Below are 12413 nucleotides of genomic sequence, written 5' to 3' on the forward strand. Positions count from 1 at the left end.
CTTTTCCGAGTTGGATTCATATTGCAGGCAGCGCCTTACGGCCCTTAGCTTTATTTCAGATGAAATTGGGCTTCTTTTGGACATTACAAAAACTCCCATCATGGTAGAAGTAGAGTTTTGTTTTTTCTACTGTCTACTTTGATGGGAGCATATCATTCGAGCAGCCTCATCGGATATTTGAAAAGCCTGCTCTTGGGAAATACTGAAATCGAGCAGCAACATTTTGGGCCATAGCACCTGCCCGGCAATTACCGCCATAAATTCGTGGGCTGTTTTTGCCGCGTCTGGCAGGTTTAGATTACCCAATTGAACTTCATCTAATAAATATTGTGTCAATTTCTGATGGACAGCGCCTTCTCCCAATTGATAATGGAGAAGACTGAGCTGGGGGAACTGCGTGGCCTCTGCAATGACGACTCGAAACAAGGGGGCCATTCCATCACGTGTCAGCACGCAGGCGTAGTTTCGTCCGTGCGTTGTTAATCCTTGCAGGGGAGAACCGGGAACCGGTGGATCGGCCCATTCGGGATCAAGCTCCCAAAAATGCTTGACGATGGTTTCGAAGATCAATTCCTTGGTTGGGAAATGATTGAATAGTGTTCCGGTGGAGAGCCCGGCCCGCTTGGCAATCTGAGCTAAAGTGGTGCGTGCATACCCTTGTTCAAAAAAAAGTTCGGTTGCTGCGGCAATCGTACAAGCCTTTTTTTCTTCCTTTATACGTTCATGGTAAGTTGATTTCGTTCCCATAGCGCCACTCCAAAGTTGGATTTTTGTAGTCCTGTTCAGAGGGGGAATACCCTCTGTACTACTATAAAACATAGGACCGTGTTTTAAAAGAAAAAACTGCCCAAGGCCCCGATGGGCTTAGGCAGCAGGGAGTACACATTAGAGAATGGTTTGAGCGCCATCCAGAAGCAAATCAACGCCAATGGTGAACCGTGACTCATCTGAAGCCAAATAGACAACGGCTTTGGCAATCTCTTCGGCTGTTCCCATGCGTCCGGCTGGAATACCGGCACGTATGCCGTCAATAATTTTCTCGTGAATTTCGGCAGACACGCCAAGTTTGTCGTAAAGCGGTGTATCAATCGGTCCAGGGCTCACAGTATTGAAGCGAATTCCGTGAGACGACAATAAGTCGGAGTTCCAGGCTTTGGTCAGGGTGGAAATTGCACCTTTAGTAGCCGCGTAAGCATTAGAAGTTGCATATCCGGCATGCGAGCTACTCGATCCCATTAGGACGACAGAGGACGGGTTCGCCATCACAGGAACCAGGGCCTGCATCAAGAAAAATGGAGCTTTTACGTTGATGTCAAACAAGCGGTCAAAGCTATCCTCATCGATTTGGTCGAATGGACGCCAGTGGGATACACCTGCGTTTAAAAAGGCAATATCCAGCTTGCCGAAATGTTGTTCAACACGTTCAGCCAGTTGACGTTGGGCGTTGAGGTCTCGGGAATCTGCCTGAAGCACAAGGACTTGATTTCCCAGTTCCTTTTGCGTTTTTTCTACATTTGCCGGGGTTACTCCGGTGACAATCAATTGAGCGCCTTCAGCAAGAAATTGCTTGGCCGTTTCCAAGCCAATTCCGCTGGTGCCGCCCGTGATAAGTGCCCGTTTACCATTAAGTCTGTTCATGTCAAAACCTCCAGTGCAAGATACTTACGAGGATAAGTATAAGGTGATAATAATCCTAAGTCAAGTGACTCAATTTAGTTACTGTTGTTCGTCTGAGATAATGTCACTATGGGACAGGAGACAGTGACATTGACGAACGCAGTGATGAAGAAGGTATTGGTTGTAGAGAAAGTGTTGGATGGACAACTGACGAACGAGAAGGAGTAACCCTGCTGGGGCTCTCAGTTAAACAGGTTCAACGTCTGAAAAAATCGTTATCAAGTAGGAGGAGCTGGGGGGGGGATTTTCCATCGCAAAGAAACAACGAAAGAGACTGTTGTCTGCGAGAGTGTAGTTGGGCGTACAATCGAATTAGGGTAAATCTATAAGTAGCTGTCATCGTATAACGGAGCTTATTGCCTACGTAACCGAGGATATTAGAGCTTTTGTCCAAGACTACGTTCACGTCTACCTGGAGTCCAACGACGCTATTCTTCAGAAATTGATTCTGATTGGACAATAGGCAAGTTTTCAAGGCTGCAAATGCAAGAGGTATTAGGAACGAAATGATATATTGCGTACTCTTGGAACTGGTGAAGTAAAAGCAATCAAGAGTAGCCTTGGAGATTTTAGAAGATAATTATTCGAGTTGCATGACAAATGGTGATCTTGTTCGCCTCAATGGAACGAAATCGAATAAATGAAAGATAACAGTTTCCCAAACATAGCAATATGCGAAAATGCTCAAGTAGACAGTAATTAAAAAGCAACATTAAGCAACCTGAGTCCGATACTCATACGGGCTTAGGTTGTTTAATTTTTGTTGAAAACGTTGGTAGTTGTAGAAATGGATATAACGTTGGACAGCATGTTTCACTTCGGCACCTGTTCGGAAAGTGTAGCGATCAAAACACTCCATCACAAGCTTCAAGTCATTTCTACGACTGATCTGATAGGCGATGATCTCGTTGTTATACAGGTCTTTAATGGCGGATAGGTACAGTTTCTGTCCATTAAATATGAGATAGGTGATATCGGTGACCCATTTCTCGTTGGGTCTTGCAGCGTGGAAATCCCTATTCAGAAGATTACTTGAAATGACATATGCTTCTTTTTTGCCGTAATAAGGCTTTTTCTTGCGGATGACCGCTTGGATTCCCATCTCGTTCATCAAGCGCTGGACTCGTTTGTGGTTTACGGTCTGTCCGTATTTCTTCTTGATCCATACTTTGACCCGTCGATATCCGTAAATTCCTCTGACTTCTCTACAGCACTCCGCAATCTTCATTTTGATCTGTTCGTCCTCGCGCTGTTTGGTGGAAATGAACTGCTTCCTTTCCACGTTTTTCTAATTTTCCCCATATAAAATCCCCCCATAATAGACAGAGTAATGTGCCTGCTTTTTTCTGTCCACTATGAGGGGATCATATCATGAGGAGGTCCCTTTTATTTTTCCTTTTTTGAGCGCTTTGCGTTCGGACTGCTCCCACTGTCTTAATAACGGATACGGGTCAAAGGACCAATCTGCCCAACCATTGTCCCGATATATACCATAGTGCAGATGCGGTGGAAACTTGCCTTGGGTACCGGGTTTTCCATAGCCCGAGCTTCCGACCCAGCCAACCGTCTGGCCGGGTGTAACGATGTCTCCGTTGTGGACGGTTTTGTCAAAGCCGGAAAGATGCGCATAGTAGTGATAGCGGTTGTTGAGATCTCGAATCCCGATTCGCCATCCGCCGAAGGGATTCCAGCCCTTCATTTCAACTACACCGTAGCAGGTACTGCGAACTGGAACTCCATAGCCAGCAAACAGATCAGTTCCTTCATGTATCCGGTAGCCGCCCCAGCTGCGACGGCTTCCCCATGTGCTGCGGTAGCTATAAATGCTGCCTAAAGGAAGGGGGAAAGCTTGACTGCCCAGATCCAGCTTGCCATACGTCCGATACAGCTTAGCAAACTGCTGAACTCTTTGAACTGCGCGGCTGTTATGGTAATATTCCCAAACGGCAATACCAAATTCATCCTCGTTGTTTCCATACTTTCCGAGATAAGATGCGATGCTGAACAGCAGATCCTTGTCATTATTACGGTCAGCGATTCCATCACCCGAACCGTCTTGTCCCAGCCCGGAAAATAGTTCAATGGAACGCGGATTTTGATCCTCCGAATCAGGGTTCATCAGGCCGGACCAGACTGGTCCCGTGATGAAAATACCTATGATCCGTTCCGCATGCTTCCGATCCCTGGGATGGGCCACTGTAAGTGTGCGTTCATACTGGTCGATGGCAGCCAGCCTGTACCAAGGAACTCCAGTCAGGGCTTCGATGGAATGATATAAAGCTAGCCTGGACGTATACGACGAAGACTGAGCATGTGAAGCATCTACATTTGCGGTCAGGCTACTTCTGGCGGACGAGGACTGTAAGTGATTGGCAAAGGCACGAGCAGGAAGCGGACAGGCCGTTGTCAGTGTAGTAGCGCATAACAGCAGCGATAACAAACGAACAGCTCGGGCTGTCCGCGTAGGGTAAGGCACGTGAACCGACCTCCTATAGAAGGGCTTAATCGCCCGATAAATTCTAGGCCCGTATTCAATAACGTGAAAGGGGCGCTTTTGTTTAGATTGAGCCATATCCGCCGCTTTTATCCATGTAAAGAGTTTACTTTTTCCGGCATCAATGTCATATCAAAAAGGGAACAATGAATGGAGGTTTTTCCATGGCTTTCATGTTATAATGTATGGCAATGACAGCTTAAGCTTATCAGAAAGAAGGTCTATGCCATTGTCTAGAAAAGTAAAGGAAGCTAAGCCCGACTGGATTCGTATTAAACTTACGACAGGCGATAACTATCAGGAAATCAAGAGCATGATGCGTTCCAAGACATTACATACCGTATGTGAGGAGGCACGATGCCCTAATATATATGAATGCTGGGCCAATAGGACAGCTACATTTATGATTTTGGGTGATACTTGTACGCGTGCGTGTCGTTTTTGCGCAGTAAATACGGGAATGCCTACGGAACTGGACTTGCAGGAGCCTGATCGCGTCGCGGAAGCGGCTGGGAACATGAATTTGAAGCACTGTGTCGTAACCAGTGTGGCTCGCGACGATTTAAAAGATGGGGGCGCTACTATATTTGCAGAAACGGTTCGTGCGATTCGCGGCCGGTTACCTTTTTGCAGTGTAGAAGTATTGATTCCCGATTTTATGGGCGATATTGAATCGCTGCGAATCGTCATGGATGCCAAACCAGATATTCTGAATCATAATATTGAAACGGTGGAGCGCATGTCCGACAAGGTTCGGGCTAAAGCGAAATACCGTCGCTCTCTGGAGCTGCTTCAACGTGCGAAGCAATTAAATCCGGCTATTCCAACGAAATCAAGCATCATGCTAGGTGTAGGGGAAGAGTGGGACGAGATCTTACAAGCCATGGATGATCTGCGTAAAGTCGATTGTGACATTCTGACAATTGGTCAATATTTGCAGCCGTCCGAGAAACATTTATATGTGCAAAAATATTATCCACCGGAAGATTTTGCGAAGTTAAAGGAAGAGGGATTACAGCGGGGATTCAGTCACGTCGAATCTGGACCGTTGGTCCGCAGCTCCTACCAAGCGCATGAGCAGGTGAAGTCAGCCGCTCAGCATAAGGAAGAAAGCGCCCTTTCGCAGGCTTGATCCGGGAAAGGCGGTCAGAATAGCTTGTTTCAAATCGGTGGTAAAAACTATGAATTGTTGCAGGATCACAAGAACGGATGGAATCCCGAAGCGTTTCGTGATCGGTATAGTGAAGTGCTGGATCGCTATGACTACATTATTGGTGATTGGGGTTACAATCAGCTACGTCTGAAGGGCTTTTATCGAGACGGCCATCCCAAAGCAAATAAGGATACATCTATAGTGGTACTGGACGATTACATTAATGAATACTGCAATTTTGGCTGCGCCTATTTTGTGTTGCAAAAAAGCCGTGAATTGGTTAATAAAAACGGCGCCAATGATGAAATCATTGCTCCAGATATTCAGCAGTTGGTAGATGCTCAAAGGGAACAAGCGGGAACGTTAGAACCCGAAGAGCAGCAAGAAGTATTGCAACATACAGCTGGAGAACAGGAGTGGCCGCAACCACAGCAGGATTCCACAGCTACGGAGGAATCGCGAGTGGAGCAGCCTCGAGAATCCCGAGAACCACGTGAGATGCAACGTCGGGAACCGAAGGATGCCCAGGAAGTACGTGAACGACAGCCGCGTGAAGCTCGCGAAAGTCGTCCATCCAGAGAAAGACGTGAAGCAAAGGATGGACGGAATCCGGGTGAAGGGCAGCAAACCCGTGAACCACGTAGACAGCGCAATCAGCAAGGGAGTTTCGATAAAAAGGAATCGCGTGGACCACGCTATGAGCGTCAATCAAAGGAAAATCGGGAGGGACGGCAAGTTCGTGTCTCTCGTGAACCTGAGGGCCAGCGTCAGACCCAGCCAGCTGCTAAAGCCGAAAGAGCTGAGGGTAGTAAAAAGAATAAATCATTTACAGCTCCACAACAAAACGGTTCCTGAATTTTCAGGAACCGTTTTGTTTGTAAAAAAAGAGCCGAATTCGGCTCTTTTATAGGTTCTAATTAAGAAAAGCGTTGCGTACTCGATCCCAAAATGGGAAAGGACGGTAACGAGCGAAGCTGATCTTCTGACTTGCGACCTGACATCGAACAGAGATTAAGTCATCGACAGGAAAGTTCAGGTGATCTACTGTCAATAAAAGACGCTGATCTTTCCGTGAAAAAATATCACAATGATGGTGTTTGGGCAGTAGCAATGGCGATCCCAGTGTCCGATACACGCGGTTATTAATGGAAGCGATCTCAGTCAATTGCAATGCTTCAATGGTGGGGTGAACCATAGCTCCGCCAAGTGCTTTATTATAGGCGGTCGTTCCTGAGGGGGTAGAAACACATATACCGTCACCGCGAAACATTTCAAAGGTGATATCGTTAATATCTACTTGGGCAACGACAGTGCCATCTACCCCTTTTAACGTAAACTCATTCAAGGCAATAAAAGAAGCATTGCCTGACTTCTTGTGAATTTCCAACTCAATCAGTGGATACTTAACGATTCTCGGGTTAAGCGGTCCCTCAGATCCGCTTTGGCTCATCAGGTGGATTAGCTCCTCCAGCTCGTCCGCACGCCAATCAGCATAAAAGCCCAGATGACCGGTATGTACACCAACAAAGGCAATATCCGGAATGCGGTCGATGAAGGTATGAAACGCATGAAGCATCGTACCATCGCCTCCAATAGACACGACGATTTCCGGCGATTCGGCATCCAGCTTGAAATTCTTTTCTTGGGCAAGACGGTGAAATTGCTGACTCAAGTCCATGGAGTGCTGATCCCCGCGATCCAGAACATAATATCTCAAGATGAAAAGCTCCTTTGTCATGGGTATATATCGATCATAATCAATTATGAGCAAGAACACAATCGTTCATTGCCTGTGTGTTCTTCTCAAACGTACGTATAAGCGACTTGTACCCACACTCAACCATGAGAGACTAAGCATTCCAACCAGTATAAAGGCAAGAAACAGCAGACTTTGCAACAGCATGGCGGACGAGAAGCCAGGAGACCACGCGATGTCGTATATTGGAGAAAAGACGGGAGAGCTTCCTTGTCCCATCAGAGGCCGCCATAACACGAGAGCTAGCAGTGCTGAGATGATGCCGTGCGCAGCCCGGGCCAACAAAAATGGCATATAGCGGAGATTTGTCATATTTAAAATACTTGCGACCTGCGCATGAACCGACAGCCCGCCCCAGGAGAGAACAAAAGCGGCTGCGGCTACCTTGAATGGTAACGCTGCTGCCGTGGCTTCACCTGCGGCTTGCGCTCCTAAAGTGACTTCGAAAATACCACCCACGATGGACTCCGTTAACGTAGGAGGAAGACCACATGCAGTCAATAGGCTTGCCGTAAGCAGGTGAAGCCCGCTCATTAAACCGGAGTTCGTCAAAGCTTCTAAAATGACGCAGAAGAATACAACTAGCCCTCCTACGACAATAATAAGGCGTAGGGAGGAAGTAATCGCCTGACGAAGTAACTCACCCAATGGGCGACCATCTTCCAAACGAGCTGTATGCATGGCATATAATGCTTGGCGTAGGGGTCCAGGCTGACTATTGCGATCTGCTGCTTTTGTATTCTTGGACTTCGACCAAGCTTTTTGAGTAGGTTGAGGGCGGTCGCTGCGAGTATCTATTTCCCCTGAACGGGAACCGTGGAAGCGCATAAGCAGCCCGATGATGAGCACGCCACCATAATGGGCTGCGCCCAGTACGAGTGCAATTTCTGGTTGATGGAAGAAGCCAACGGAAACCGCACCGATCAAAAATATCGGATCAGAGGAAGTGGTAAACGCGACCAAACGCTCTCCTTCAATGCGTGTGATCCATTTTTGCTCCCACAGCTTGGCTGTTAGTTTAGCTCCAATCGGGTAACCGGATGCACAGCTGACCGCAGCTACAAAACCCCCACAGCCAGGTACACGGAATAGAGGCTGCATCAGCGGATCCAACAGCGCACCTATGAAATGAACAATTCCGAAACCGAGGAGAAGCTCGGAAATAACGAAAAACGGGAATAAAGACGGAAACAGCACGTCCCACCAGATGGCAAGCCCCCGAAGCCCGGCATTCAGAGAAGATTGCGGGTATACAGCCATAAGCATAAATAAGAATAGCAGTGTAAGGATGAGCAGAGGAAGTGAGTAACGACGGTATAGCGACATAGAGGCCCCTCCTTTGGAGTTGTACTAATATACCTATGTGGGGGATGGACAAAGAGTACAAAAAATCAAAGAAAACGGTTACATCTAATGCTGTATTTTTGTAAATAGTATGTTAAAATAGGAAAACAACGATCCATAACCTTAAGGATGGAGTGATCAGGATGAGTATCGTTGCCGGTCTGTTCGTATGTGCTTTTGTGTATGTTATTCGTGCCTCTCTCGTCCATCCCGGTGAAGAGGATTGGCGGAGTTATTAGTTGTGTTTATAGAATGACGAAGCTGTGTGCAACGAAGCACACCCTCTTCATATGTTAAATTGATAAAATGACGCTTATTTTTAGCGTCATTTTTTGTTTTTTGTTATAATACGGGTGTATATTTATTACCATAGCACAGAAAGTTGGAGAAAAGTGAATCCTAGCCTGAGCATTTATGACAACCTTGGGGGTGCGGAAGGTGTTCGTGCTATTATTGAGGCCTTCTACCCGAGAGTTTATAAAGATCCGTTGTTAAGTCCCCTGTTTCCTAAAGACATGGAACCGGTTAAGGAAAAGCAGTATATGTTCCTGAGCCAGTTTTTTGGAGGACCGTCTCTTTTTTCTAATGCATATGGTCATCCGATGTTACGTGCCAGACATATGAAGTTTCCCGTAACGGAGGAGCGAGCAGAGGCATGGTTGTCTTGTATGGCAGGTGCGTTAACGGATACGGGCATTGAGGAGCCGCTTCGTTCAATCATACTTAACCGTTTGTCTGGTCCTGCGCATCATTTTGTAAATACCCCGTAAGCTTTCGGGGATTGCCGAATTTTGGAGAGGGTTGTAAAAACATTGGAACTTGAACCGTTATATCAGATCAAAATCGCTTGCCCACATTGCGAAGAAGAATTTCAGACATCCCGTGTCAGACCAAGCCTAAAGAAGGCCATTCGTACGGATTCAGATTTTTGTGCTTATTATAAGAATGAAAATCCGGATTTTTATGTCGTAAGGGTCTGTCCTCATTGTGGATTTACCTCGACAGAGCACTCTACCGTTCAGTTAAGCGATCAGCAAACCAAGATATTCAAGGATAAAATCGGTAATCGCTGGCAGTCTCGCGAATATGGCGGGCATCGTAGCTGGGAAGAGGCATTAGAAACGTATAAACTGGGTTTACTCTGTGCCCAGGTCATCGGAGAAAAGGAACGCGTAGTAGCCAGTCTATTACAGCATATCGCATGGATGTACAGATACCAGGGAAATGAGGAGCAGGAGCTTCGCTTTCTCAAATTTAGTCTGGATTCGTATGTTCGGGTCTATGAGCTGGAGGGTGTCGGGGCGAATAATGCCAAACTGCTTTATCTGATTGGTGAACTGCATCGACGTACAGGCAACTTTCACGAAGCAGTACGCTGGTTTTCGCGTGTCATAAATGACAAAAAGATTATGGATGCAGCCATGATCCGGGCTTCCCGTGAACAGTGGTCTGTACTGCGAGAACAAATGTTGGCTAAAAATTTCCAACTGCCGGAGGAAATGCAAAACGCAAGCTCCTCTTGAAGAAATAAAGGTGTGCACTATGGCCGATTTAGGCTCATGGTTCACACCTTGTTTGTAAAACGGGTTATCTTATCTTACAACTGCTCATGAATTAATGATGACGCAATGTGGTATCTGACAGCAAATAATCGTCATCACAATCCACCAAAGTAACCTTGTTATGGCAGCATGGAAACACAAGCAACTTTTTCATACCTTCGTGTATGAGCTTAAGTTCTTTTGGCTTCAGGGGCAGCAAAACATTATCATGGTTGCAAAACGGACAAGACTGTACATAAACGTCTCCCATGACGATGTCATAAGGCCAGGTTTTATGAAAAGGGATCATGATTTGTCCGATTCTCCGCCGTTCGGGTCAGCGGTTTCTTCTTTAGCCAGTTCGGCCAGCTTTTGCATCAAAATGTGCTGGGGTGTATGCATAAGGTGTTCCAGCGGAATGCCGAGCTTTTCGGATAATTTCACAGCCGTTTCCGGCGAAATTTGTAAGGGTCTCATCCTGTTTTCCTCCCAATTGTAGTGATTTACTATCACGATGTAGCTTTATTGTATATGAAACCACATGAATTCGCCAAAAAAGAAAGGTGGAACTATTATGAAAACACCGTTAAAGCAAACATGGGATCTGGAATCTATTTTTAGCGGAGGATCTTCCTCTGCCTCATTTCATGCATTCTTGGAAGAAATGGAGAGCAAGGTCCAACAACTGCAATCCCAGCTTAAAGCAGCCAAAGTACCACAAACGGTATTGGACACCGAGCGTCTGGATAGTGTACTGAATAGCATACAGGAGCTGTTTAATGGCGCGTCGCAGGCGGGCTCCTTTGTCTCTTGTCTAACTGCTCAAAACCAGCACGACAAGCTGGCTGTTCAACTGGGGGCGCGTGTCAACACGCTGTATGCCCAAGGGAAAAGTGCTTTAGTATCTTTCCAGAACTTGCTGGCACAAACCAGTGAAGACATTTGGCAGAAATGGATGGAGCGCGAAGCTATCCAGCCGATTTCTTTTGTCCTGACTGAATATCGGAACGAAGCACGTGAAAAAATGGCTCCTGAGCTGGAAAGCCTTGCATTGGATCTGGCAGTGGATGGCTACCATGGCTGGGGCGACTTTTATGATACCATTGTCAAAAATATGACGATCCCTATGCCAGAAAATGGCGAGATCGTAAACCTGTCTGTAGGTCAGGCTGCTAATAAGCTGGATGAAGCAGACCGCAGCGTACGTAAAGACGTGTTTGCACGTTGGGAAGAGGCATGGACTCAGGTAGAGGACTATTGCGCGGATACATTGAATCATTTGGCAGGCTTTCGTCTGAAGCTATATGAAAAACGAGGCTGGACAGATGTGCTTAAGGAACCGCTGGAAATCAGCCGTATGTCTGCACAAACGCTAGATACGATGTGGCAGGTTATTAATGAAACAAAGCCTATTGTAGTCAAATACTTGGAGCGGAAAGCAAAACTGCTGGGCTTAGAGAAGCTGTCCTGGCATGACGTTGAAGCTCCGCTGGGGACGTCAACTACTAAAATCCCTTACGACGATGCTGCTGTAACGATTGTTGAGCAATTTGGTAAATTTAGCTCGAGAATGGCTGACTTTGCCCAAATGGCTTTTGAGAAAAGCTGGATCGAAGCAGAGGATCGTCCAGGCAAACGTCCGGGTGGGTTCTGTACATCTCTGCGTCTGAGCAAAGAGACCCGTATTTTTATGACCTATGCCGGATCACCATCCAACGTTTCGACACTGGCCCATGAGCTCGGACACGGTTATCATCAGCATGTGATGAATGAATTGCACCCATTGAATCAAAACTATGCCATGAACGTAGCTGAGACGGCATCGACGCTGGCAGAACTAATTGTATCAGATGCTTTACTGGAAGCTGCCGAGGGTCAGGAGAAGGTCGCTTTGCTGGAGGATAAAATTCAGCGTGGTGTAGCCTTCTTTATGAACATTCATGCTCGTTTCCTGTTTGAAACCCGTTTTTACGAGCTGCGGAAAAAAGGAGTTGTGGGAGCACAACAATTAAGCGAGTTGATGGAACAAGCGCAGCGTGAAGCGTTTAGTGGTGTCCTGGATGAGGCTCATCCTCATTTTTGGGCATCCAAGCTACATTTCTATATTACGAACACTCCTTTCTACAACTTCCCGTACACATTCGGGTATATGTTCAGTGCAGGAATTTACGCTTTTGCGAAGGAAAATCCTGACGGCTTCGCCGACCAATATGATGCCTTGCTGCGTGATACGGGTCGCATGACAGTCGAAGAATTGGCTTCCAAGCACTTAGGTACCGATTTAACACAGGCTGACTTCTGGCGTAATGCTGCGCAAGTTACTGTTCAGGATATTGAGCAATTTTTACAAATGACAAAATAACAGATTTACACTTTTGAAAGGTCTCCCATAAGGGAGGCCTTTTTTGTTATTTTTGCAGAAGATGATGAACAAAGTCGCAAAATGTC

Annotated in this window: 13 protein-coding genes; 5 read left to right on the plus strand and 8 right to left on the minus strand. The window is 46.5% G+C overall.

Annotation, left to right across the window (positions count from 1 at the left end; all coding sequences use genetic code 11):
* Positions 1-126: 126 nt before the first annotated feature.
* The 4 genes from MHB46_RS19545 to MHB46_RS19560 all read right to left on the minus strand — a co-directional run bounded on the left by MHB46_RS19545 (position 127) and on the right by MHB46_RS19560 (position 4153).
* A complete protein-coding gene (locus tag MHB46_RS19545; RefSeq protein ID WP_341163155.1) occupies positions 127-747 on the minus strand; it encodes a TetR/AcrR family transcriptional regulator in 621 nt (206 codons plus the stop codon).
* A 138-nt stretch (positions 748-885) separates the two neighbouring features.
* Positions 886-1638 carry an SDR family oxidoreductase gene (locus MHB46_RS19550; RefSeq protein ID WP_341163156.1) on the minus strand — a complete coding sequence of 251 codons (753 nt, stop codon included), beginning with the start codon at positions 1636-1638 and terminating at the stop codon, positions 886-888.
* A 751-nt stretch (positions 1639-2389) separates the two neighbouring features.
* On the minus strand, positions 2390-2959 hold the full coding sequence (locus tag MHB46_RS19555; protein WP_341163157.1) for an IS3 family transposase: 570 nt from the start codon (positions 2957-2959) through the stop codon (positions 2390-2392).
* 87 nt (positions 2960-3046) lie between these two features.
* Positions 3047-4153, minus strand: a complete 1107-nt coding sequence (locus tag MHB46_RS19560) for a M23 family metallopeptidase (protein WP_341163158.1) — start codon at positions 4151-4153, stop codon at positions 3047-3049.
* A gap of 247 nt (positions 4154-4400) precedes the next feature.
* Between MHB46_RS19560 and lipA the strand changes: the two genes are divergently transcribed.
* A complete protein-coding gene (gene lipA, locus MHB46_RS19565) occupies positions 4401-5303 on the plus strand; it encodes a lipoyl synthase (protein ID WP_190297926.1) in 903 nt (300 codons plus the stop codon).
* Between the two features lie 24 nt (positions 5304-5327).
* Entirely contained in the window at positions 5328-6179 is an 852-nt protein-coding gene (locus MHB46_RS19570) for a YutD-like domain-containing protein (RefSeq protein ID WP_341163159.1), read from the plus strand.
* Positions 6180-6237: 58 nt separating this feature from the next.
* Here the strand turns inward: MHB46_RS19570 and MHB46_RS19575 are convergent, their stop codons facing one another.
* Positions 6238-7041, minus strand: coding sequence for an NAD kinase (locus MHB46_RS19575; protein WP_013372943.1), 804 nt, complete (start codon positions 7039-7041; stop codon positions 6238-6240).
* Between the two features lie 66 nt (positions 7042-7107).
* Positions 7108-8406: a sporulation integral membrane protein YlbJ gene (gene ylbJ / locus MHB46_RS19580; protein ID WP_341163160.1), complete on the minus strand. Its 1299-nt coding sequence runs from the start codon at positions 8404-8406 to the stop codon at positions 7108-7110.
* Positions 8407-8816: 410 nt separating this feature from the next.
* Here ylbJ and MHB46_RS19585 point away from each other — a divergent pair, with 410 nt between their 5' ends.
* Both MHB46_RS19585 and MHB46_RS19590 read left to right on the plus strand, forming a co-directional pair.
* The gene (locus MHB46_RS19585) at positions 8817-9194 is read left to right on the plus strand and encodes a globin domain-containing protein (protein ID WP_341163161.1); all 378 of its coding nucleotides are present in this window, start codon (positions 8817-8819) and stop codon (positions 9192-9194) included.
* A gap of 42 nt (positions 9195-9236) precedes the next feature.
* Complete coding sequence (locus MHB46_RS19590; RefSeq protein ID WP_341163162.1) at positions 9237-9947, plus strand: DUF2225 domain-containing protein; 711 nt, start codon at positions 9237-9239, stop codon at positions 9945-9947.
* Positions 9948-10038: 91 nt separating this feature from the next.
* Here the strand turns inward: MHB46_RS19590 and MHB46_RS19595 are convergent, their stop codons facing one another.
* Positions 10039-10275 (minus strand): hypothetical protein, encoded by a 237-nt coding sequence (locus tag MHB46_RS19595; protein ID WP_341163163.1) that lies wholly within the window; start codon positions 10273-10275, stop codon positions 10039-10041.
* On the minus strand, positions 10272-10442 hold the full coding sequence (locus MHB46_RS19600; RefSeq protein ID WP_014277894.1) for a YycC family protein: 171 nt from the start codon (positions 10440-10442) through the stop codon (positions 10272-10274). Before MHB46_RS19600 ends, MHB46_RS19595 begins: the two co-directional genes overlap by 4 nt.
* A 97-nt stretch (positions 10443-10539) precedes the next feature.
* Here MHB46_RS19600 and MHB46_RS19605 point away from each other — a divergent pair, with 97 nt between their 5' ends.
* Complete coding sequence (locus tag MHB46_RS19605) at positions 10540-12327, plus strand: M3 family oligoendopeptidase (protein WP_341163164.1); 1788 nt, start codon at positions 10540-10542, stop codon at positions 12325-12327.
* The last annotated feature ends 86 nt before the right edge of the window (positions 12328-12413 follow it).

The organism is Paenibacillus sp. FSL H7-0703 (genome assembly GCF_038003485.1).
In the GTDB taxonomy this organism is placed as follows: Bacteria; Bacillota; Bacilli; order Paenibacillales; family Paenibacillaceae; genus Paenibacillus; species Paenibacillus polymyxa_B.